The organism is Treponema berlinense (assembly GCF_900167025.1).
In the GTDB taxonomy this organism is placed as follows: domain Bacteria; phylum Spirochaetota; class Spirochaetia; order Treponematales; family Treponemataceae; genus Treponema_D; species Treponema_D berlinense.
On record NZ_FUXC01000012.1, the window covers coordinates 67,901 to 91,271 of the forward strand.

15 protein-coding genes are annotated in these 23,371 nt (G+C 39.7%); 3 read left to right on the forward strand and 12 right to left on the reverse strand.

Translation table 11 applies throughout. The annotated features are described in order from the left end of the window. Nucleotides 1-38: 38 nt before the first annotated feature. The 3 genes from B5D47_RS09585 to B5D47_RS09595 form a co-directional block, all read right to left on the reverse strand. Nucleotides 39-1,097: a DUF7954 domain-containing protein gene (locus B5D47_RS09585; protein ID WP_234970005.1), complete on the reverse strand. Its 1,059-nt coding sequence runs from the start codon at nt 1,095-1,097 to the stop codon at nt 39-41. Nucleotides 1,098-1,279: 182 nt separating this feature from the next. Beyond that, a complete protein-coding gene (locus B5D47_RS09590; protein WP_078931621.1) occupies nt 1,280-3,115 on the reverse strand; it encodes a proline--tRNA ligase in 1,836 nt (611 codons plus the stop codon). A 170-nt stretch (nt 3,116-3,285) separates the two neighbouring features. Then, nucleotides 3,286-4,512, reverse strand: a complete 1,227-nt coding sequence (locus B5D47_RS09595; protein WP_078931622.1) for a 6-phosphofructokinase — start codon at nt 4,510-4,512, stop codon at nt 3,286-3,288. Between the two features lie 423 nt (nt 4,513-4,935). On the opposite strand from B5D47_RS09595, the gene B5D47_RS09600 reads away from it, so the two are divergent. Further along, a complete protein-coding gene (locus tag B5D47_RS09600) occupies nt 4,936-6,300 on the forward strand; it encodes a hypothetical protein (protein ID WP_078931623.1) in 1,365 nt (454 codons plus the stop codon). A 70-nt stretch (nt 6,301-6,370) separates the two neighbouring features. On the opposite strand, the gene B5D47_RS09605 is transcribed toward B5D47_RS09600, so the two are convergent. From B5D47_RS09605 to B5D47_RS09615, 3 genes are all read right to left on the reverse strand, one after another. Further along, the gene (locus B5D47_RS09605) at nt 6,371-6,679 is read right to left on the reverse strand and encodes a hypothetical protein (RefSeq protein ID WP_078931624.1); all 309 of its coding nucleotides are present in this window, start codon (nt 6,677-6,679) and stop codon (nt 6,371-6,373) included. Between the two features lie 105 nt (nt 6,680-6,784). Next, a complete protein-coding gene (gene lspA, locus B5D47_RS09610) occupies nt 6,785-7,354 on the reverse strand; it encodes a signal peptidase II (RefSeq protein WP_078931625.1) in 570 nt (189 codons plus the stop codon). Nucleotides 7,355-7,396: 42 nt separating this feature from the next. Next, nucleotides 7,397-8,515, reverse strand: a complete 1,119-nt coding sequence (locus tag B5D47_RS09615) for a hypothetical protein (RefSeq protein ID WP_078931626.1) — start codon at nt 8,513-8,515, stop codon at nt 7,397-7,399. A 44-nt stretch (nt 8,516-8,559) separates the two neighbouring features. Between B5D47_RS09615 and B5D47_RS09620 the strand changes: the two genes are divergently transcribed. Then, nucleotides 8,560-10,056: an HDOD domain-containing protein gene (locus B5D47_RS09620; RefSeq protein ID WP_078931627.1), complete on the forward strand. Its 1,497-nt coding sequence runs from the start codon at nt 8,560-8,562 to the stop codon at nt 10,054-10,056. A gap of 44 nt (nt 10,057-10,100) precedes the next feature. Here B5D47_RS09620 and trhA read toward each other — a convergent pair whose 3' ends face one another. From trhA to B5D47_RS09660, 6 genes are all read right to left on the reverse strand, one after another. After that, a complete protein-coding gene (gene trhA, locus B5D47_RS09625; protein ID WP_078931628.1) occupies nt 10,101-10,781 on the reverse strand; it encodes a PAQR family membrane homeostasis protein TrhA in 681 nt (226 codons plus the stop codon). A 194-nt stretch (nt 10,782-10,975) separates the two neighbouring features. After that, a complete protein-coding gene (locus B5D47_RS09630) occupies nt 10,976-12,322 on the reverse strand; it encodes an MATE family efflux transporter (RefSeq protein WP_078931629.1) in 1,347 nt (448 codons plus the stop codon). A 285-nt stretch (nt 12,323-12,607) separates the two neighbouring features. Beyond that, complete coding sequence (gene carB / locus B5D47_RS09640; protein WP_078931631.1) at nt 12,608-15,862, reverse strand: carbamoyl-phosphate synthase large subunit; 3,255 nt, start codon at nt 15,860-15,862, stop codon at nt 12,608-12,610. A gap of 604 nt (nt 15,863-16,466) precedes the next feature. Continuing rightward, a complete protein-coding gene (locus tag B5D47_RS09650) occupies nt 16,467-17,450 on the reverse strand; it encodes a virulence RhuM family protein (protein WP_078931633.1) in 984 nt (327 codons plus the stop codon). 377 nt (nt 17,451-17,827) lie between these two features. Beyond that, nucleotides 17,828-21,115: a DNA methyltransferase gene (locus B5D47_RS11870; protein ID WP_456154926.1), complete on the reverse strand. Its 3,288-nt coding sequence runs from the start codon at nt 21,113-21,115 to the stop codon at nt 17,828-17,830. A 64-nt stretch (nt 21,116-21,179) separates the two neighbouring features. Next, complete coding sequence (locus B5D47_RS09660; RefSeq protein WP_078931634.1) at nt 21,180-22,370, reverse strand: ATP-binding protein; 1,191 nt, start codon at nt 22,368-22,370, stop codon at nt 21,180-21,182. A gap of 403 nt (nt 22,371-22,773) precedes the next feature. Between B5D47_RS09660 and B5D47_RS09665 the strand changes: the two genes are divergently transcribed. After that, nucleotides 22,774-23,244 carry an NUDIX hydrolase gene (locus tag B5D47_RS09665; RefSeq protein ID WP_078931647.1) on the forward strand — a complete coding sequence of 157 codons (471 nt, stop codon included), beginning with the start codon at nt 22,774-22,776 and terminating at the stop codon, nt 23,242-23,244. Nucleotides 23,245-23,371 lie beyond the last annotated feature (127 nt).

The following is a 23,371-nucleotide window of genomic DNA, read 5'->3' on the forward strand; positions in this document are numbered from 1 at the left end:
GTTTTTGCGGCGCAAAAAGCCACCCAAAATTCAAAAATTTATTTTGCTGAATACGATTTTAGAACTGAATCGAAATATTTGCTGTTTTTGCTGTAGACTCCCTGAAAAACGGTCAATGACATTATTGCAAGGTGGTTTTCGTCGAGTTGTGTTAAAATTTTGAAATCCCGCGTAAAAGATTTTGAAATGTCGTTAAAAAAGAGGTTTGACACTTTTGTTCCGGAAGCTGAGGTTTCTAATTTTTGCAATTGCGAATAAGGATAAGTTCCGTCTGTGCCGAGTGTGAATTTTTGTAAAAGAGTGTTGGAAACGTTTGCTTTTTGTGCGGAATCGGTTTTTGAAAGGTCGATTACGTCGAAAGCGAGAATTGCGCTGTTTGAAAGCGTGTAAAAATTTTCGGCTTTTGCTGTCCACTGGCTGTCGAGAGTGATTTTCTGGGTGTAGCCGGAAGTTTTTTTATAGGTGATTTTTTGTTTTTCGGCTTTTTTATTGAGAGAAAATGAATGCTGGTCTTCGGTTTTTACAGGAAGTCCCTCAAATGCACTGAAATTTTCGTCGGAAGAAGAAGAAAGTTGACCTGCGGTTACAAGGTTAAAAACGATTTTTCCAGTTGAGTCTTCGATTGATTTTACGTTGAAAATTGGAATGAGCGGGTCGAAATTGACTTTTACCTCGCCGCCAAATTGTTCAAATTCCTGTGGAACGGTAATTTTGTCTTCGATAAAACCGTTTGGAGAAGCTTTTTGGAGGCGTGCCGTAAGTTCGTAAAGCATATCGTGAAGATAATTGATTATATCTGTGTCTTCTGGCGTAATTGCGGAAATTATGCGTTCGCCGGTAAGTTCAACGTATTTTTTTGTAATATCGAGCGAAAAAAGAATTTGAATGTCTTTTTTTGGTAAAAGTGGCTTGACGTCTGTTTTTGACGGTGCAAAATAGCGCAGACCGTAAGTTCCTTCGTCGTAGAAAATGATTCCGAAATATGATTCGCGCTCAAAGCTTTTGTCTTCGTAATAAACGAACTGTCCCGACAAATCCGGAATTTTTTTTGTTACGCCCGGAAGTGCAAAAAGACAAGAAAAAAGTGAAAAAAACAAAACTGAAAAAAAGGATTTTTTTGAAGGAGCGGATTTCATATTTCCTCGGTTGAAAAAAAAGTGAAAAAAGACGGTCATTTTGCTTTTGCCGGTTTTGGCTTTAGTTTAATGACCGTTTTTTTATTTTGATGACGTTTTTTAAGCTCAAAGGCTGAAAATCTGCATTTTGAGCCTTTTTTAGTTTATGCCTGAAGCTTTGCGAGCTCGTCTTTTACAAATTGAATTGCTTTTTCTGCTGCGCTTTCTGCTGGAACAAGCTCTGCTTCGGCTGCGCTGCGTGGTTTGAATTCAACATTTGGAAGATTTTTGTCGCCGACTGTAATTCTGAGAGGAATTCCAATCAGTTCCATATCGGCAAATTTAACTCCAGGGCGTTCGTCGCGGTCGTCAAGAAGGACTTCGATTCCTGCTTTTGTGAGTTTTTCGTAAATTGTGTCGGCAACTTCTTTCATTGCTCCGTTGTATTTGATTGGAACGATGCAAACTTGGAACGGTGCAACTGACATTGGCCAGATAATGCCTTTTTCGTCGTTGTTTTTTTCGATGATTGAAGCAAGAGTGCGGTCAACGCCGATTCCGTAGCAGCCCATTGTTGGTTCTGCCGGTTTGCCGTCTTTTGCAAGGAAGGTTACGTGCATTGATTTTGTGTATTTGTGGCCGAGTTTGAAGATGTGACCGAGTTCGTTTCCTTTTCTTGTATAGAAAGTTTTACCGCAGAGAGGGCATTTGTCGCCTTCTTTTACTGTGCGGACGTCTGCATTGATGTATGGAACAAAGTCGCGGAGCGGTTCAACGTGAGTAATGTGATATCCGTCTTTTCCTGAACCTGCGATTGCGTTGTGCATCTGCGCTTCGCCGTCTTTTACGACAGAATAATCAACTACGAGCGGACATTTTGCTGTGATTGGACCAACAAAACCGTGTGGAGCGCCTGCGTATTCAAGAACTTCTTCTGCTTCTGCAAGAACAACTTCCGATGCTTTGAGGGTTGCTGCAAGTTTTGCTTCGTTTACGTCTAAATCTGCGCGGATAAGAACACAAACATAAGAAAGTGGATAGTAATCGCCGGCAGGGTCTTTTACCCTCTTCCATTTGTCTGCGCCGTTTGCGCCTGTCATGTCGAGTGATGAGTTGATTACGCGGTAAATGAGAGCTTTGATGAACATTTTTGGTGATTCGTCAAAGAATTTTTCCATATCTTCTATTGAGAAAACGTTTGGAGTTGCTACCATTTCGACAGGGAGATCTGTTTTTGACGGTTTTTCGCCTTTTTTGTTTACAGAATCGTCAGAAGCGCACCATGCTTTTTCGACATTTGCCGCAAAACCGCATTTTTCGTTCGGGCAGATAATCAATGTGTCGTCGCCGATTGGGGATTCAACCATGAATTCTTCTGAACCGCTTCCTCCCATTGCGCCAGAATCTGCACGTACAGGAATAATTTTGAGTCCGAGACGTTTGAAGATGCGGAAATATGCTTTTTCGTAGAGTTTATATGATTCGTCCAAAGATTCGTCATCGGCGTTCATTGTGTAACCGTCAGCCATGATAAATTCACGGCCGCGCATTACGCCGTAACGAGGGCGAATTTCGTCGCGGTATTTTGTGTTTATCTGATAAAGGTTTACAGGAAGCTGTTTGTAAGAACTGAGTCCGTCACGAACAATAACCGTAAATGCTTCTTCTGCGGTTGGAGAAACAACCATGTCCTGTTCACCGCGGTTTTTTGCTTTGAGCATTTGCGCGCCCATTGTTTCCCAGCGGCCAGATTCTTTCCAGATGTCGCCTGGAACAATTACTGTTGGCTTAAATTCGAGAGCTTCTGCTGTATTGTTCCATTCTTCGCGGATTATTTGTTCGAGTTTATAAAGAGAGCGCAATCCCAGCGGAAGATAAGTGTAAAGTCCGTTTCCAAGTTTGCGGGTGATTCCTGCTCTGAGCATAAGTTTGTGGCTTGCGATTACGGCTTCTGCCGGAGCTTCGCGGAGCGTTGAAATATAAAATTTTGAAGTTTTCATGATTTATATATTTTATTGAAATAAAACTTTAGTGGCAACTAATCGAAAAGAATGTATAAAAGGAATAAAAATAATTGTTGATTGTTGAAAAATATTAAGAAAAAAATTGGGTTGAATAAACGAATTTCGGTGAACCTGTCAATTCTGCTTATTCAACCCTAAAAAGTGAATTAGTTGCAGTTTAACGTCAAATGGCGTGGAAGACCGTCAACCATAATTGGACTAAGTTCTGCCTGAATTAAAGGATGAATGTAGTGAATCAAGTCTTTTGTAACATGGTCGTCACCAGAAATCCATTCAAGAGGAACTTTCTTTTCAACATTTGCAATGTCGCGAACGTCGGCAGTTTCTGTAATACACATGTATGGATCGTCAGAAACGCGCTTAAGAACAACGACTTTTCCAGTTTCGCCTTCAAATGCGGCTTTTACGGCAGCTCCACCAACATTGAAAGCTTCTGTAATGTCGGTGCGGCTTGAAATATGGGCAGCACAGCGCTGAAGAGTTGAAAGTTCGATTGCGCGGGCCTTTACTCCGAGTTCAAGCTGAAGTTTTGTTGCGAGGAAACTTGCGGTTCCAGACATTTGTTTGTGACCAAAGGCATCAACCGAATCAGCATGCTGACCGAGTTCGAAAACATAACGTCCGTCAGGAAGTTTAATTCCTTCAGAAACAGCGATTACAACAGATTTTCCAGAAGCGGAAATTTCTTTTACGCGGGTAATGAACATGTCGATGTTGAAAGGTTTTTCTGGAAGATAAATTAAATCAACACCTTCGCAATCTTCTGATTTAGAAAGTGCAGAAGCGGCAGTAAGCCAGCCTGCATTGCGGCCCATAATTTCAACTACAGTTACAGTCGGATAGTCGTAAACAAGGCCGTCGCGAATGATTTCTTTCATTGTAGAAGCGATGAATTTTGCTGCTGAACCAAAACCTGGTGTGTGGTCTGTAATTGCCAGATCGTTGTCGATTGTTTTTGGCACGCCAATAAAGCGGATTGGGCTTTTGATTTCTTCAGCATACTGAGAAAGTTTTGCAATTGTGTCCATTGAGTCATTTCCGCCGATGTAGAAGAAATACTCAATTTCGAGTTCTTTTAAAATTGCAAAGATTTTTTCAAAAGTCGCTTTGTCGCTGGCAACGTCAGGAAGCTTATAACGGCAAGAACCGAGATAAGAAGACGGAGTTCTTTTTAAAAGATCTATTTCCATTGCTGAACGGATTTTCTGGGACAAATCAACATACTGCCGGTCGAGAAGTCCTTTGATACCGTGAAGCATACCATAAATTTTTTTTGCACCACGATCTCTAGCGGTTTGATAAACGCCGGCGAGTGATGAGTTGATTACAGCTGTAGGTCCGCCAGACTGTCCAACAATTACATTTCCAATCATAAATTTCTCCATAATTTTTAAAGTTAAAACTTTTTGTTAAAAAATACCTTTTTATATAATATCACTAAAACACGGGAATAGAAACAAGAAATTCAATTTTAAGGTTTTAATTGTGTTAAAAATAAAAAATAAGCTTTTTTAGTGTGAATAAACGTTTTTTAGAACGAATACAAAGATTTTTTATTTTTTTTCAAATTTTTTGTCATTTTTTAACATTTAGCGCAACTAAATATATAGAAAGGTGAAAAGTTTTTGTGAGTGGTTTTTTTGTTTGTGGCAGGGATTGTAGGGGCGGCAAGGCCGTTGGCGGGCAGCCAATGAGCGTTAGCGGAACCCCGAAAAGCCCGGTTTTTGTGCAGCTTGGCGGAACAAAAAGCCACCCAAAAACTTTACATCGAATTTTGGATTTTTAATGGAGGAAAAATGAAAAAAGAAAATCTTAAGAAAATGACGGAAATTTTAGTTTTGGCGGTTTGTGTTTGGTTTTTGTTCGGCTGTTCACATGGTTCTTCTGGCGGAGGAATGGCGGAAAATGAAAATTTTGAATACGGAAGCACAAAAGTTACGGTTTTTGTTCCAGATTATGCAAAAATTGCAAAAGAAAATGCCCGTGTTGTTGCGACGCAGACGAATTCTGTAAAACTGGCATATAAAAGTGGCGATGAATTTGTCTGGCTGGAAGAGCTGGATTTTTCTTGTGCGGAGAAGACTGAAACTGAGGAAAATTCTCAAGAAAATTATGTTCCCGGAAGTAATTATATTTTTACGTTTGAAGGAATTCCGTGCGGAATTTATGCTGAGGGCGAAATTGAAATTCATCTTTTGGATAAAAATGGAAAAACAGTTTCTAAAGGAAAAAATTCTAAGGAAGTTGAAATTTTGACGGAAGAAACGGCGGCTGCAAGTTTTTATGCAGTTCCTGTTGAATTTGAAGAAGGTGATTTTGCTCTTTCTAAAAACGAAATGAAATTTGTAAAAATAAAGACTGAAGCTGGCTATGATTACGAAATTTCTGTAATTCTTGGAGAAAATGACTCTTTGTATCCGAATTTGGCGATTTTTTATGCTGACGGTTCATTAAAAGATTTTGTTTGTCTGGAAAATGGAACCTTAAAGCTTGGCAGTACCGCAAAAAATGCAACGTATTTTGTTGGAGTTTGGACGGTGGATTTTGAAATTTCTTCGTGCTCTGTTGTTTCTAAAAAGCTCGAAATTGAAGTTTATGAAGATGAAAAGAAAGATTGCGGAAATTTAATTGCAAAAATTGACTTTGGAGAAAGCGATTTTTTTTGTTTGAATTGCGGAATTCACTATGAAAGCCAGAAAGAAGCGGAAAAATGCTGCTTTATTGTAGTTGCCGGGCAATATAAGATGGGTGTAAACGGCGGATTCCAAAAACAGGCGGCAAATGAAGGATTTCAAACTGTAAATAATATTAGGGTAAGCGCAAAAATTGATGAAAACTTTGCGGTGCTTGAATTAAAAAATAAAGAACAGCAGGGATTTGTGGAATTTACGGTTGAAAAAAAGATGTATTTGACGGTTTTCGAAACAGTGGGAAGTTCACAAAAAAAATTGTATGGAATTTCAATTGCTTCAAAAGACGGAAAAGCGTTTTTTGAGGAGGAAATTGTTTCTACAGAAGACTTGCCGAAAACCAAAACAGGAAGTACAGACATTGCCGGAAAAAAAATTACGTTGACAGCTGGAACGTACAGGCTTGGTGCGCATCAGGCGGAAGGAAATGCAAAACTGTCGGAACTGCTGTTTGAGGAATTTGAAGAATAAGTTTTTTGCAAATTGATTTTTGAAAAAAGTCTGCGTCTTTTTTAAGAAGACTAAAAAGGCGCAGAAGAATTTATAAATCTTCGTGGATGTAGCGTTTTATTGCTTTTTGCTCCAGTTTATTTTTCAAATCGAATTTTTTAATTGCCCAGCTTATTGTTTTTACGCTGAGCATCATTGCGAGGATGATTCCTGCAAAAAGTATAAATGGAAGCAAAACGTTTACCGAAATGCCGTTTGCAATAGCTGGAAATTTTGAGAGGAAAATAAAACTTCCTCCAACCAATACGAGTTCTATTGCAAGTCCGAGTATTATATTAAAAAGTGCGACGCAAATATTGAAAATTAAAGTTCTGTCGTGGGTTGTCATTTTTTCTCCCATAAAAACACCGCGTTAGCGGCGAGCCACGGATGGCGAAAATCACAGTTTGCGAAAGCAACGCTTGAACAAACTGTAATGATAAAAATTACAGGGATGTAATTTTTATCATGCCTCCTTATTTGAATTTGATTTTTTTACTGTAAATGCAAATGAGGTTAAAAGAAGAATTCCGCAGAGTACAACTGCCGCATCTGCAACGTTAAATGTTGGCCAACGGTCCATTCCAAAAATTCCGTAGAATTTTACATCAATAAAATCAATTACGCCTTCTTTGCGGAAAAAACGGTCGATTAAATTTCCAAGTCCGCCGCCGGCAATCCCTGCGATTGCCCATCTTTGAAGTGAACTGAATTCGTCGTTTCTAAAATAGACAATAAGCACTAAGATAATTACAACTAATGGAACTATGCGAAATAAAAAGGCTCTTGCGGTTAAAGACCAACCCTGCCCTATGCTGAATGCAATTCCCGGATTGCAAACATGTATAATTCTTAAAAAATCACCAAAGAAGGAAGAGCCTATGCTTGGTGGAAAAGTAAGCGGAATAAATTTTACGATTAGCTGCTTTGTAATCTGATCTGCGGCGATTACGAAAAGCATTAAAATAAGTGGAATCAATTTTTTTGAAAGAGAAGTTTTTGTTTTAAATTCCACAACGATATTTTCTGTGTCCATAAATTGAAAGTATAAAAGAATAAAAGTTTATAGTCTAGAGTTTTAATTGGTTGTAGAAATTGCGTTTTGTTCAGATTCAATTTGTTCTGCGGTTTTATTTGCCAGATAGCGCGGAATAAAGAGCGACGAATCTCTTGAAAATCCATATTTTTTTGCGAGAGGAATATTTGTCTGTTCGATAAATCCAAATTTCGGGGTTTTATATTCTTGGATTGTGTTCAAACTGAAAAATCCTGCGGTTTGAATGCCCCCTGTTTCTGTAATCTGGCAGATTGAATCAAAATCCAGACTGTCAAATACAAAATAGAGCGGAAAATCTTTTCCGTAAAGTTTTTGTGCAAGTTTTGTGAGCGCTTTGTATGAATTTGTGTGATTTAGTTTTGCAGCAAGGGTCTCGCTTTTTTGAAAATTATTTTTGTTGTTTAAAAACATAAATTTTCTAAAAATGCGTGAGTTGAAAATTCCTGGAAGATAAAGGCAGTCGTGTGAATAAAAATCTGCCGCCAAAACCGTAAAACCTTTTTTGGACAAAAAAAGTAGATAAGGTTCATAATCTTGAGTTTCGGCAGTTTCGCTTCCGCAAAAAACAATTATTGGTTTTTGCTTTTTTTGCGTTAATTCTTGTGTTGGAGCGGGAAGTTCATGTGTTGTAGTTTCTGTGTTTTCTGAAAAATTTGTCAACGGTTCATAGATTTTTAAGGTTCCTGTTGATCTGTAGAAAAAATCGCCTGGCAAAAGCTGTTCGAATCCGTGCGAAATGCTTCCGCTCAGACGGTAAACTGTTTTTTTTGAACCGAAATTTCTTGGTTCAATTTTTACAGGACGGTTTAAAATCAAAATTACTGCCGAAAAAACGATTAAACTTAATTCTAAAATGCTAAAAACCGAAAATGCAGCCGAATATCTGTCGACAAAAACTCTCGAGAAAAGCCTTAAAAGTGCACGGAAATTTGTTGCAAAAACGATGAACGAAAGGGCTGTAAGAAAGATGTTTGGTAAGGTTAAATTCCACAAAAAAATGTTTGCGAGAGAAATAAAAAATGCAACTGGAGCAAGAACTGCGCAGGAGTCAATTGTTAAATTCTGTGCAAAAAAGAATCTTACGCAGACTATAAATAACAAAAAAACTATTAGCATTTGTGAAAGAAAAGCGTCAAACATATGTTTATAATAGTGAAAATTTGAGTTATAATCTATAAATAGTTATGCCACCTGTTAAAAAAGTAAAACTCGATTTGTCAAAAATCAAAATGGCCATAAGGGCTGGAATTCCTCTTTCGATAACAACTTATACTCTTCCTAGGGAAATGGAAGCGTATATCGATTCTGTATTGAAGGCGTTTTTAAACGAATTGAATCAAGACAAAATGTCAGAATATTTGACGTATTGCTTAAACGAACTTTTGGTAAACAGTAAAAAAGCAAATACAAAGAGAATCTTTTTTAAGCAGAAGAATCTCGATATTTTTAACGAAGAACAATATTCTGAAGGTATAAAGAGTTTTAAGTCAGAAACACTCTCTAATATCCGCTATTATCTTGATTTGCAGAAAAAAGCCGGACTTTACGTAAAGTTTGTTCTCCAGGCGCGCAACAATAAAATCAAAATTGAAGTTCGCAATAATTCAGAATTGACAGTTGAAGAATACAAACGAATGCATGACAAGCTCAGCCGTGCCCAGCAGTATACTTCGGTTGATCAGGCAATGACTCAGGTTCTTGACGAAACAGAGGGTGCTGGACTTGGGCTTATAATTATGATTTTGATGCTGGAAAAAATTGGGCTTACAGAAGAAAATTTCCAGATTTTGTGCGAAAATGGCGAAACTATTACAAGAATAATTCTTCCGCTGGACGAAAAAACACAAAAGAATTTGAGCGTTGTAAGCCGGGAATTTGTCAATTTGATTGATGAATTGCCACAGTTTCCAGATTCTGTTATGCGGATAAACCGTCTTTTAAACAATCCGGATTCAAAAATGAGCGAAATTGCTACGCTTATTTCCAGCGACATTTCTCTTACTTCCGATTTGTTAAAACTTGTAAATTCTGCAACTTTTGCTCTTGCTTCTCCTTGCCGAAGCATTTCTGACGCTGTTAAACTTGTCGGAATCCGCGGAATAAAAAATATGATTCTTTCTGTAAGTTCGATGAATGTTTTGAATACACTTGGCGAAGAAACAAAAGCATTGTGGACACACGCTTATCGAGTAGCTTTTTATACTTACAACCTTGCAAGAAATTTTTGTTCTTCAAACAGGACTATAGTCGAAGACTCTTATATCTGCGGTCTTTTGCACGATATGGGAAAATTGATTTTTGAAACAACTCATCCTGCATACATAAACCGAATAAAAGACATTTGCGCTCAAAAAGGAATTCAGCCGGATATTTTTGAAAAACTCGTTGCTGGTGTAAACCATGGAGAAATCGGTGCTCTAATCGCGGAAAAGTGGAATTTTCCGGAAGTTATTGTTTCTGTAATTCGGCATCATCACGAACCGGATCTTGCTCCGGAAAATGTAAAAAAACTGACCGAAATTGTTTATCTTTCGGATATGCTTGCTCATTATCAGGAAAAAGATATTGATTTTTATCAGTTTGATCAGGAAGTATTGGCGAATTTTCATATTACGAACGAAATTCAGCTGCAAAAAATCAGCAACAGTTTGGAAAAGGCTTTTGACAAAGAGTCGCAGTAAATTTATTTTTTCAAACAGAATTTACGCGGCTCTTTCGTAAAATTTTACGCAGACTTCATTGCAAAAAAGACAGAGAAAAAGTGAAGGACGCTTCCTGCGATTACAAAAAGATGGAAGATTGAGTGCGCCCACTTTACGTTTTTTGCGCTGTAAAATGCAAATCCGACTGTGTAGATAAGTCCGCCCCAAATTAGCATTGAAAAACTGAATTTTGGCAGTGCGTTTTTTAATGGAATAAAAGCGATTAAAACAAGCCAGCCCATTAAAATATAAGTGATTGAACTGATTTTCCGCATTTTATTGCCAAAAACTGAGTAGATTGTAATTCCTAAGGCGGCAAGTCCCCAGATTATTCCAAACATTGTCCAGCCGAACGCTCCGCCAAGATTTACAAGACAATATGGCGTGTATGTTCCTGCAATTAAAAGATAAATCGAAACATGGTCAAAAATCTGAAATACTTTTTTTACGCGCATATTTGTAAATGCATGGTAAAGACAAGACATTGTGTAAAGAAGAATCATTGACGCGCCATAAATGGAAACGCTCGTAATGACCATTGGCCTTTTTGGCGAAAAAACAACTAAAAGAACGATTGCTGCAATTGCCAGAAGTGAACCTACTCCATGGCTTACGGAATTGAAAATTTCTTCGCCCAAAGTGTAAGGTTTGACAGGTGAATTTTTGTTTGGTTCAAAAGCTTTGTTTTCTGTTTTGAGTGTCATAATTTTCCTCGCATTTTTGTGAATTTGTTTTCTGAAAAATTAGACACTCTTTTTGTAAAAAGGTTGCAGTTTTTTTGTATGCGTTAGGGCTTGTTAGCCGCGTAAGCGGTTCGGACGCGCTTGCGCGGCTGAACGGAAAAATTGCGGAGCAATTTTATAACGCAAAAGCCCGGCTCAATAAAAACGGTTAGTTTTTATTGAGAAACGCCCTGACTCTCTTTTTTTAGATTTTTCCAGGCAAAAAAGAAAATTGGAAGTTCAACTGCGAGCATTGCAATCCAGCCGGCGAGACAAGCATAGGCTGTTCCGATTATTCCGAACATTTTGCAGAAAATAAAACTGAAAATTACGCGGAAAATTATCTGGGATGTTGTCGAGATTACGGTTATTTTTATGTCGCCTGTTCCGCGGAAAAATGCCTGAATTCCGTTGGTGGTTGCCGGCAAAAAGTAAAGGCAGGCCATGACAAAAAGATATTTTTCGCCAAGACGCAAAACTTCGCTTTCGTTTTGTCCCGCAAAAAGCAAAATCAGCTGTTTTCTAAAAAGAATAACTAAAATTGATGTAACGATAATATAAATCCATTCGAGCGAAAAACCTTTTAAGAAACCTTCACGCTGACGGGCCGGTTTTTTTGCTCCGCGGTTTTGCGCCATAAAGGTTGTGATTGTGTGTCCAATGCTTTGTGTCGGTTGATAGCAAAAATCGTCAATTTTTGTTCCGGCGTTGAAAGTTGCGATTGCATCAACTCCGAGAGGATTGACTGCGCACTGAACCAAAAGTTTTCCGACATACAAGACGCATTGCTGTAAGGCTGTTGCCCAGGAATAATTGACTGTTCGCAAGATAAGTGAGCGTTCAACCTTGAATTCCCGCGGTTTTAGTGCGAGAAGCGGAACTTTTTTGTAAACATAGACGATTATCAAAATGCAGCTGATTAACTGAGAGGCGACTGTTGCAAAAGCCGCTCCGTGCATTTCCAGACCGCAGACAGCAACTAAAAAGTAGTCGAGAATTCCGTTTAAAACCGCGCTTATTGCAACGCAGATAATTGGAGAAGTTGAATCTCCGGCAGCGCGCAAGGCGGAAGCGTAAACGTTGTAAAAAAAAGTAAAAATTAGTCCGGCGAATACGACGCGGAGGTAATTTGCTGTGTGTTCGATTAAATCTTCTGGACAGCGGATTGCACGCAAAAGTTGTTTTACAAAAATAAAGCACACGACGCTTACGACAAGTGTAAAGCAAAAACCGATTGCTATTGTAGTGCTGATTTCGTTTTTAAGTTTTTTTTCGTCTTTTGCACCGTAAAATTCCGACATGATTATGCTGGCGCCAAGGCAGATTCCAACGATAAGAAAAATCATGATGTTCATTACGGGGTTTGCAATTCCGACGGCGGCAAGACATTCTTTTCCTGCAAAACGACCGAGAATTATCGAATCAACTGCATTGTAAGTTAATTGAAAAAAGTTTCCCAAAATCAAGGGAATTGCGTAGTTTATAAGCTGTGGATATGTTTTTCCGACTGTAAAATCTTTCATTTTGAATGCCTCGTAATTTTTACGGCAATTTTGAAGATTTTTTTAGAAATTGCTGTATTTTTTGGGGAAAAATGTAAATTTTTTTATTGGGGCCATTTTGGACTGTCCAATTTTTTTGTACAACTGCTGCGTTTTGTCAAAATTTTTATTTGACGGCGCAACTTTTGCATGTTTTGTTTTTGGACAGTCCAAAACCGAGTCTTTCAGAGTTCCGGCTTTCGCCTGCATTGCTTCACTTCGTTCCGCAACGCGCTTTGCGCGCTCTTACAGCCTCTTGTCCGAATTTTAGCGTTTTATCATTGCATGGTATTCCTGCAATGATTTTACTCCGCCTTCGCCGCCTTTTCCTGTTTTAACGGCCTCAATTCCCTGGACTGCGGCATAAGCTCCTGCCAATGTCGTAATATAAGGGACTTTGTATTTAAGACAGGCTTTGCGGATTGTCTTTCTGTCTTCGGCATAATTGCGTTTTGCCTTTGGTGTGTTGATTACGAGGCAAACTTCTTTATTCATAATTATGTCTACAACGTCTGGGCGTCCGGCGCCAATCTTGTTTACTTCTTCGCACTTAATTCCGTTTTCTCTGTAGAATTCGGCGGTTCCCTGTGTACATACAAGGGTAAATCCTAGTTTAGAAAGGGTTTTTCCAATGTAGAGAACCTGTCCTTTTAAGCCTTCTTTGTCGCTGAGCGAAATGAGGACTTTTTTGTTTTCCCACGGAGCTGGAGCGTGTGGCAGTTCTGAACCTGCGGCTTCCTGTGCCTTGTAATATGCGAGCGGGAAGTTGTCTGAAAGTCCGAGAACTTCGCCTGTTGAGCGCATTTCCGGTCCAAGAATCGGGTCAACGCCTGGGAATCTTGCCCACGGAAGAACTGCTTCTTTTGCTCCAAAATATGGAATTACCTTGTCTTTGAGGCCGAGAGATTTTAACGATTCTCCAAGCATCATTCTTGTTGCAAGGCGAGCCATCTGAGTGTCGCAGACTTTGGAAACGAGAGGAACTGTGCGGCTTGCGCGTGGATTTGCCTCGATTACGTAAACTTTTCCGTCTTCGATTGCGTACTGCATATTCATAAGACCGCAAACGTGGAGTGCCTCTGCAATTTTCTTTGTGTAATCTTTGATTGTTTCAAGATTTGCAAGAGGAATTGAAACTGGAGGAATTACGCAGGCAGAATCTCCCGAGTGGATTCCTGCAAGCTCGATGTGTTCCATAACTGCCGGAATGTAAACGTGTTCTGAATCTGCAAGAGCGTCGGCTTCGCATTCGAGCGCGTTTTTAAGGAAGCGGTCGATTAAAAGCGGGCGGTCTGGAGTTACGCCGACAGCCTTTTCAACGTATTCGTTCAATGTTTTTTCATCGTAGATAACTTCCATTCCGCGTCCACCAAGTACAAATGACGGACGAATCATAATTGGATAGCCGATTTTGTCTGCAATTGCCTTTGCTTCGTCAAAATTAACAGCCATTCCGCTTTCTGGCATTGGAATTTCAAGTTTTTCCATCATGTGGCGGAACAAATCGCGGTCTTCGGCAATATCGATTGAGTCGATTGAAGTTCCGAGGATATTTACTCCGTTTTCCTGAAGTTCGCGTGCAATATTGAGAGGAGTCTGTCCTCCAAACTGAACGATAACTCCAAAAGGCTTTTCTTTTTCGTAAATCTGAAGAACGTCTTCGGTTGTGACTGGCTCAAAGTAAAGTTTGTCAGAAGTGTCGTAGTCGGTAGAAACGGTTTCCGGGTTGCAGTTTACGATGATTGTTTCGTAGCCGAGTTCTTTGAGCTGCATTGCGGCGTGGCAGCAGCAGTAGTCGAATTCGATTCCCTGTCCGATTCTGTTTGGTCCGCCTCCCAAAATCATTACTTTTTTCTTGTTGTCAGTGGCAACAGAGGTGTCTTCTTTTGCGTTGTATGTTGAGTAATAATAGCAGGCATTTTCTACTCCGCTTACAGGAACTCTGAGCCATGCTTCTCTTATTCCGAGTTCGTTGCGGCGTTTGCGGATATCTTTTTCTGCAACCTTGAGAATTTTTGAAAGATATTTGTCGCTAAATCCGTCTTTTTTTGCCTGAATCAAAAGCTTGTCTTCCGGAACGCGTCCTGGATTTTTGAGCATTTCTTCTTCAAGGTCAACCATTTCCTTCATTTCTTTGAGGAAATATTCTTTTACGTAAGTAATTTTTGAAAGCGTTTCGAGAGGAACGCCTTTGCGGATTGCTTCATAAAGCTGGAAATATCTTTCAGAAGAAGCAGTCTTGAGCATTTCGCAAAGTTCGTCGGCAGATTTTTTGTTAAAGTCTTTTGCAAAGCCGAGACCAGAGCGTCCGTTTTCGAGACCGCGGATTGCTTTTTGGAAAGTTTCTTTAAAATTTTTTCCGATAGCCATAACTTCGCCGACAGCTTTCATAGAAGTTCCAAGTTCGTCCTTTGCTCCGCGGAATTTTTCAAAAGCCCAGCGTGCAAATTTGAGAACGACATAATCTCCGTCAGGAGCGCCGCCGAGAGTGTATTTTTCCAAAGTTCCATCGCGCCAGTAAGGAATTTCGTCCAAAGTCATTCCAGAGGCAAGTTTTGCAGAAATCAAGGCAATTGGGAAACCTGTTGCCTTAGAAGCAAGGGCCGAAGAGCGCGAAGTTCTTGGGTTTATTTCGATGATTACGATTCTTCCAGTTTTTGGATTGTGTGCAAACTGAACATTGGTACCGCCGATAACACCAATGTTTTCAACGATTTTAAATGCCATTTTCTGGAGTTTCTGCTCGAGTTCCTTGTCAATTGTCATAAAAGGAGCGGCGCAGAAAGAGTCTCCAGTGTGAACGCCTACAGCGTCGATATTTTCGATAGTACAGATGGCAACCATCTGGTTTTTTGCGTCGCGGACAACTTCAACTTCAAGTTCTTCCCAGCCAAGAATGGATTCTTCAATCAAACACTGGTGAGTGAGCGAAAGATCCAGGCCATTTGCAACGATTGTGCGCAGTTCTTCAACATTGTAGCAAAAACCACCGCCAGCACCGCCCATTGTGTATGCAGGACGAACAACAAGCGGAAAGCCGATTTCTTCGGCAATTTTTTCAGCGCCTTCGACAGTGTGGCAAATATCCGAACGAGGAGTATCGATTCCAAGATTTTTCATCGTTTCCTTGAAAATTTCGCGGTCTTCTCCACGTTCAATTGCTTCAAGGTTTACACCGATTACTTTTACGCCATATTTGTCGAGAACGCCGAGCTTGTTAAGCTCCATTGCCATGTTCAATCCAGTCTGACCGCCTAAGTTTGGCAAAAGCGCATCTGGACGTTCCTTTTCGATAATCTGGCTGATTCTTTCGACATTAAGCGGCTCAATATAAGTAGCATCTGCCATAACAGGATCGGTCATAATAGTTGCCGGGTTAGAGTTTACCAAAACAATCTTGTAGCCGAGTTCACGCAAAGCTTTACAAGCCTGAGTTCCCGAATAGTCAAATTCACATGCCTGACCAATAACAATCGGGCCAGAACCAATAATCAAGACTTTCTTAATGTCGTCTCTTTTCATATCTATACACTCCTGGGCACATCGAAAAACTTGTTTTGTCAATTTTTTTGATGTGCTGGCGAGTTCTAAATCGCTATAATAGCAGGACTTAGAACATCGCATTTTAAAGTTATCTCTAAAAAGTGAAATTTTTAGAGGTTTTATCCCATAAAAACAAAATAAAAGGCGGGGGAAGTCTCCCCCTCGCTCCAGCCCGCTAGCGGTCTTTCGCTACCCCCTCTGCGGGCTCAAACGCCGCCCGCAACGCCTGCTTGCCTTTAAAAAAAAGCCTGTTTCAAAAAGAAACAGGCTGCCTATTTGCAAACAGAAACAATATGACCGCAAAGCACAACAACGAGAACCAGACACATTTTTACGCTTGCGGAAATCATACTAAAAAGGGATATTACCAAATTTTTACAGAAATTTCAATAAAAAATCCCTGTGTTAGGGTAGACAAAGAACAAAATGACTGTAGATAAACCTGCGTTGGTTGTTATGGAGCATCTGTGAAGCAGTTCCGAAGCGAAGCGCACAGAAACATTTGTTTTGCCATTTTCGGCGCACTTCCGATATCGCTTCATACTTTGCTTCGCAAAGTACGCCTTCGCCGGTGCTACAATCCCTAACGCGTTTCTATTTTTCTTACATCCTGCAAAAACAAGTCAAAGTCACTTTTTAGATTTGCAAGCTCTTTCTGGCGGAATAAATCGTATTCTTTTTCTGCTTTCTGCATTGCTTGTTCGTGAGAAATTGAACCTTTGCCTTCAAGAATTTTCCGCTGATGAGCAACAATCTGATTATCTAATGCTGTAATCCAATCCTGCATTTTCATTGGCTTCTCTTCCAATGCCTGAAATTCAGCAAAATCCAAGAATTCAGAAACCAGCAGATTTAATCTTTTCAACTCAAGCTCTGAAAGATAGTTTTTAGCAATTTTTACATCATCTTTTGTAACATAATCGCCTTTAAAATTCGTCATTCCAACAAAAGGTTTTTCACTGTCTACACGCTCATATATAAGTTCCGCCGCAGTGTGCTCATGAACCGCATAATGCAATTTATTCTGTACCGTTGCAAAAAAGTTCAGAGTCATCTTGGAACGCGGATCATAATCAGTTGCAGTTGCATAAATATCCGTAACCTGCTGGTAAAAATTCCTTTCACTTGAGCGGATGTCGCGGATTCTTTGCAAAAGTTCCTTAAAATATCGGTTCCGCCCCTGCTTTAGCCGCTCGTCGTCCATGGTAAAGCCTTTCTGAATATATTCATGAAGCCTCTGCGTTGCCCAGCGACGGAAACGAACTGCCACATCAGATTGAACGCGATAGCCAATTGCGATAATTACATCGAGGTTGTAATGGTCTATTTCGCGTTTTACTTCACGGCTTCCTTCTTTTTGAACTATAAAGAATTTCTTTATAGTTGCTTCCCTAGGTAACTCATTATCTTTATAGATATTCTCAAGATGCTGCCCAATATTTTGTCTTGAGGTATTATATATTTCTGCTAATTGAACAGCAGTTACCCAAACATCTTCATCTGCAAAGCGCACAGAAACATTTGTTTTGCCATTTTCGTCTGTATAAAGAATTATTTCGTTTTCCATTCGCCCTACCTACTTAAACCACTTGTCTGGAATCTACTGTTTTTTATCTGGGCGTTGCGCCAGCTACGCTGCCGCCGGGCTTTGCGGGGTTCCGCCTTTCGGCTCCATTGCTCCACTTCGTTCCGCAACAGCCCTATCGGGCTGCCCCTACAATCCCTAACGCGTTTCAAGGATTTTCCAGTTTTACTTTGCAGTTTCCTTCTTTTTGAACTTCCGTGAATTGTAGTTATAGACGCGCTCACCTTCCTACTTAAATAGGACTAAGAGCATAAAAAAGCCCGCCTTGTAGTGTACCAGACTCTAGGCGGGTTTTCACAATTCGCTACGGAGGCGGTCGCTCGTTTGCTTTACGTCCCCGTTTTGCTTAATATACACCGCTAACGAGATTTTGTCAAACTTTCGTACATCTTGAATAACTCTGCCACACATTCTGATTCTGTCATTTTTGTGCTGAATCCATAAGCTGCCATTACGGCACGATCGTTTGCCTGGTGTGCTTTACGAAGTTCCGGGGGCATTAAGGTTTCGTCGTACAAATCTGCGAGAGAAGAGTCCGGGTATTTTGCACGAGCGTCTAAAATTGCCTGGGCGGTTTCTTCGATTTTTGTGATTAGTGAGTAGTGATTAGGGGTTAGTTTCTGCTTTTGAGTTTTGTTATCATCGAATTGATTATTTTCGCTATTTCGCTCAGCAGACTTGTTGCGTTTTGAACTTCGGATTCCGTCATGTATTTTATTTTCACGCATAGAAGAAGCTGTGTTTCCAGTTCGTATACCGACCCCCTCGCAATTGCCAGAAACTGTATAAATTCCTTCGTTGAATTCCTGCCGTGTCCTTCCGCTATGTTCGACGGAATCGACACTGCAGCGCGCCTCATCTGGTCTGAAAGTGCGTATGTTTCCTCTTTCGGAAGCCTTTTTGCAATTTGATAAATTTCCCCGGTCAAGTCCATTGCCTTCTGCCAAACAATCAACTCTTTGAAATTTATTGTCATAAAGTTCACCTCCTTTAATCCCTAGTCCCTGATCACTAATCACTAAATCCGGCCAGGGGAAATTGTTATAAACGATTGTGTTAGAATAGCGATAACGCATTTCGAGACGACCTGCAACAGCACGCATCCAGGCATTGTGAACATTTGATGTTAGAACACCAAAATGATAAAGAGTAGCGTTTGGAAGCACCATGTTTGCATCAGTACTAATAACATCTTTTGGCATATATCCAATTGGAATATATCGTCTCTGTTCTGATGAAACACGAGGAACTAAAAGGTAATCCGTTTCTGGCTGACGCAGTTCCATAAATCTTGTCGGATAATCGGCAAACTTTCTTGTTGCTTCTTTTGTACTTGCCAGTCGCATTTCTTTTACCTTTTGAACTCGTTCCATAATAAGAGGACACTTTTTTAAATCTGAAGGATTTGCACCAACAAGCCATAAACACCAGCGTTTTTTATTATTGATAAACTCTTCTGAGCCAACCAATGGTTTAATGAATTGTTTTGCCTGGGGTTCTTTATTTATGAAATCTTCATAATCCTCAGCTTCAATAATTAAGTTTCCACCATCAACCGGAATACTGCCTTTCTGCATTTCCGGTACATCACAAATCGGTTTCGATTTTTTTTCAATAAAAATATCCGGCGCATCCAGAAGATAGCCGTTGATATTTTTAGCTTCGATGAACTGGCTTTCGTTCAGGAAGATTTTTTTATTGCCACACGGATTCGATTTTCCTAACGGAAAATCTTTTTTACTTTCTTTTTGGAATTGCGTTAGCAATTCCGAATCCGTGTGACATTCCTTTTTACAACTGAATCCAATAATCACACAGTGTACATGAGCCTTAATATTTGCTTCGCTATCCCAGCGGAATGTTCTGTATGCAAAATCAAAGTGCATTCCGAAATGCTCAAACATTGGTTTCCAGATTGCAGCAACCTGTTCCCCTTGTGTTATGGAATTAGTTGAAACGAGAGCTGCTTTTATTTGTGTTCCCTGCATCATCTGAGCTGCTTTATAATACCAGCCTGCAACATAATCAATGTTTTTCCCAAAACCTTTCATTACAGATTCAAGGTCATCTTTCTGCTCTTTTGATTGATAAGCATATCCCACAAACGGCGGATTTCCTAAAATATAATTCAAGTCATTTTTCGGAACGACACTTTCCCAATCAATTCGCAGAGCATTTCCTTCAATGATATTTGCGTAAGTATGCAAAGGCAGGAACTTCAAATCTTTTTCGATGATTTTTGCAGTTTCCTTCATCATCTGGCTTTCTGCAATCCAGAGAGCTGTTTTTGCAACTACGGCAGCAAAATCATTTATCTCAATTCCATAGAACTGCTGAATTGAAACTTGTATTAAATCTTCTGCTTTGTACGTAAGAGCAAGTTCACCTTCTCCGATGTTAAGTTCTACTTTTATACATTCATTCCCAAGTTTACGCAGACTCAAATAAGTTTCTGTAAGGAAATTTCCAGAGCCGCAGGCTGGGTCTAAAAATTTTAGGGTGCCAAGCCGCTTATGAAATTCTTTTACCTTTTCAATTCTGTTTGCTGCGTTTTTTATCTGTTTTAACTCTTCAAATTCAGCTTTCAAATCATCCAAGAAAAGCGGGTCTATAACTTTGTGGATATTTTCGATGCTTGTGTAGTGCATACCACCAGAGCGGCGAGTTTCCGGATTGAGAGTTGACTCAAAAATTGCTCCGAAAATTGTGGGGCTGATTTCGCTCCAGTCAAATTCATTGGAAGCGTGTTTTACAAGAAGCTCTTTAATTTCTTCTGTAAGTGGCGGAATGGTTTTATCTTCTTCTGTAAAAAGTCCACCGTTCACATACGGAAAAGCCGCCAAAGATTCTTCAAGATATTCATCTCTTTCATCTTCCTTCTGGTCTAAAATCTGGAACAAGTCCAGCAATGCACGGCGCAGGTCTTTTGCTTCAAACTGTTTAAGATAATCGCCAAAAATAGATTTATGTCCGAATATTCCGGCATCTTCTGCGTAAAGACAGAATACAATGCGGACACAAAGCATGTTAAGGCTTTTTAATGTTGCAGGGCTTGGGTTGTCTGCATCTTTGTACTGTTTCAAAATGGCATCATAAATTTCGCCGATAATATCTCCGGCTTTCTTCGACACTTCAAGCTCTTTTTTCAGATGTACACTACCCTGGTCTGTTATAAACGAAAGTCTGTAATATTCTTTTTCTAGATTTTCCAGAAGTATTTCTTCCGGCTCTCCGTTGGGATTTTCCATATCGTAAACAAGGAATGATTTAAAGTTGCTTGTAACAACCCAGCGTGGATGCTGTGACAATGGAAGCCCAGAGATATATTTTCGTGCCTGTTGAAATGGATTTAATAAAGTTCCATCAGACTGCCTGATAGGTTCTCGAAGGTCTTTATCTATACTTTTCTGCTCAATCATTACTTTTGTAGACGGAATATAAATGTCTATAAAATTAGTGATTGTCTTATCCGCAAATTTTTCTTTTATCTGGTTTTCAAAGTATACAAAGTTTGCAAAGTCTTTTATTCCAAAAACATTGCAGAGTAAATCCAGCCAGAATTTCTGACTTTCGCCTTTTTCGTAACCTTTATCTTTCCAGTCTTCACTGAACTTTTTTGCAGCCTTTGATTGTTCCGTTTGTGTCATAAGAAAAATATAGCATAAAAAAGTCAGTTCTTTAAGGGGAGTTACTGGTTGTTATGGGGAGTAATTATTTCATCAGCCAGTCCGCAATATCCCACACCGCAATTCCTTCATACTGATAGGCAGGGTGTTTGGTTCTTGCAATAATCATCTTGGGATAAGCGTCTTTTATGCTCAAAAGCGGGGAACTTTCCCTTTCCATTGTTTCCGCTCGGGAAATGTCATCGCTCACCTGGATGTAGATTTTTTCATTGCGTTTTACGGCCACAAAATCAATTTCTTTTTGGTAAAGAACTCCCGTGTAAACTTCATAGCCTCTGCGTAAAAGTTCTATGCAGACTATGTTTTCGTAAATCCGCCCATAGTCCAGATTTTTAGTTCCGAGTTTTGCATATTTAAAAGAATGGTCGGCAAGATAATACTTGTCCTGACTTGCAAGATATTTTTTTCCTTTTATATCGTAGCGTCGGATTTTGTAAAAGGCGAAAGAAGCGCAAAGATATTTTATATAGGAAGAAACCGTTTTATCATCAACTTTGCTGCCTTTTGAAGTCAGAGTATTTGCAAGGCTCCTTGCAGAAATTTCAGAGGAAATATTATCCACAAGAAAATCATTCAGCATGTCCAGGAGTGGAATATTTTTTATTTTGTATTTTTGCTGAATATCACGGACAATCAAAGTTTCAAAAACTTCATTCAAATAATTATATTTATCATCAAGAGAATCATACAGATAAGAACCTGACATTCCGCCTTCCATTACAAAACGGTCAAAGGCCTGCTGCAAATCCTTGCAGTCAAAATAGGCAACAAACTCCTTAAAGCTGAAAGGAAAAACCTCTATGGAAAAAGTTCTGCCGGTGAACAGTGTGGCCAAATCATTTGAAAGCAAAAACGCGTTGGAGCCTGTCAGATATATGTGATATTTTTCTGAAGCATGAAAAGAATTAACCGCGTGCTCAAAATCCTTGCAGAGCTGGACTTCATCAATCAAAAGAAAATTTTCCTTGTTTGGAGCATAAAGATTTTCAACATATTCATTCAAAGCAGCGGCATTTTTCAGAGTTGAAAATTGAAAAAGATTGTAATTGATGTGAATAATATTTGCGTCTGGTATCTGATTTTTTAAGTTTTCAATAAACATTTCCAAAAGCTTTGATTTGCCGCTTCGCCGAATACCAGTTATGACCTTTATGTCAGGAGTGTAAATTGTGTTTATCAATTTTTGCAGAAAATCTTGCCTTTCCAGAACTTTCATAAGATTATTATACAATCTCTATTCCGCATTTTCAAGAAAAATTTGGTTTTGCGGAACAGAAATTATATTTCATTCCGCAATTTTAAATATTCTTCATTTTTGCGGAATAAGACTTCGTAAAAACTCCCAAATATCACTGTCCACACAAAGGCTCTGCTTTTCAATTTCCCGGGGAACTTCTGCCTCACCCTTGATTTTGCCCATGCGCTAGGGTATGGAGCACCTGCGAAGCAGTTCCGGAGCGAAGCGCAGGAATGACCGTCAGGGAAGTGCGGAACACCCGACCCGAAGGAACTGAGGGGAACGCCCAAAAAATCACAAAGATATGGTGAGTGTAAAAACTAATATCGGCGCAACCTGCTTAGACAAAGACTTTTTTCTGCCAGCATGGTATAATCCTGGTATGAAATCTCAGCTCACCACTCTCTGTTATATAGAAAAAAACGGTTCTTATCTTATGCTTCACCGGGTAAAAAAACAAAACGACATCAATCAGGACAAGTGGATTGGCGTGGGGGGACATTTTGAGCATCAGGAAAGCCCGGAAGACTGTCTTTTGCGGGAAGTTAAGGAAGAAACGGGGCTAACCCTCAAAAATTTTAATTTTCGGGGCATTGTAACCTTTGTTTCCGACGGAGAGCCGGCAGAATATATGTGTCTTTACACTTCTGACAGCTTTGAAGGCGAACTGACTGACTGTGCAGAAGGCACCTTGGAGTGGGTTCCCTTTGAAAAAATTGAATCTCTGGAATTGTGGGAGGGAGACAAAATCTTTCTGCGGCTGCTGCACACAGATGCCCCCTTTTTTTCCCTTAAACTGGTCTACAAAGACGGAAAACTTACGGAAAAATATCTGGATTCAAAACCGATTTAGAGTTTTGAAAAGGGAGTTTTTTGTAGAATTGCTGGTTTTTAGCCGCAATTTGCCCTATCTGGCAAAAAAGGCCGTCCGCGAGACTCACAGGTTTTTGCCTGGGGGTTTTTGGACAGCCTTTTTTTAT

Coding starts and splice junctions, on each gene's coding strand:
- B5D47_RS09630 (WP_078931629.1), bottom strand. CDS start 12,322: ATGAAAGATTTTACAGTCGGAAAAACATATCCACAGCTTATAAACTAC.
- lspA (WP_078931625.1), bottom strand. CDS start 7,354: ATGGACACAGAAAATATCGTTGTGGAATTTAAAACAAAAACTTCTCTT.
- B5D47_RS09615 (WP_078931626.1), bottom strand. CDS start 8,515: ATGTTTGACGCTTTTCTTTCACAAATGCTAATAGTTTTTTTGTTATTT.
- carB (WP_078931631.1), bottom strand. CDS start 15,862: ATGAAAAGAGACGACATTAAGAAAGTCTTGATTATTGGTTCTGGCCCG.
- B5D47_RS09595 (WP_078931622.1), bottom strand. CDS start 4,512: ATGATTGGAAATGTAATTGTTGGACAGTCTGGCGGACCTACAGCTGTA.
- B5D47_RS09600 (WP_078931623.1), top strand. CDS start 4,936: ATGAAAAAAGAAAATCTTAAGAAAATGACGGAAATTTTAGTTTTGGCG.
- trhA (WP_078931628.1), bottom strand. CDS start 10,781: ATGACACTCAAAACAGAAAACAAAGCTTTTGAACCAAACAAAAATTCA.
- B5D47_RS09590 (WP_078931621.1), bottom strand. CDS start 3,115: ATGAAAACTTCAAAATTTTATATTTCAACGCTCCGCGAAGCTCCGGCA.
- B5D47_RS09620 (WP_078931627.1), top strand. CDS start 8,560: ATGCCACCTGTTAAAAAAGTAAAACTCGATTTGTCAAAAATCAAAATG.
- B5D47_RS09650 (WP_078931633.1), bottom strand. CDS start 17,450: ATGGAAAACGAAATAATTCTTTATACAGACGAAAATGGCAAAACAAAT.
- B5D47_RS09665 (WP_078931647.1), top strand. CDS start 22,774: ATGAAATCTCAGCTCACCACTCTCTGTTATATAGAAAAAAACGGTTCT.
- B5D47_RS09660 (WP_078931634.1), bottom strand. CDS start 22,370: ATGAAAGTTCTGGAAAGGCAAGATTTTCTGCAAAAATTGATAAACACA.
- B5D47_RS11870 (WP_456154926.1), bottom strand. CDS start 21,115: ATGACACAAACGGAACAATCAAAGGCTGCAAAAAAGTTCAGTGAAGAC.
- B5D47_RS09605 (WP_078931624.1), bottom strand. CDS start 6,679: ATGGGAGAAAAAATGACAACCCACGACAGAACTTTAATTTTCAATATT.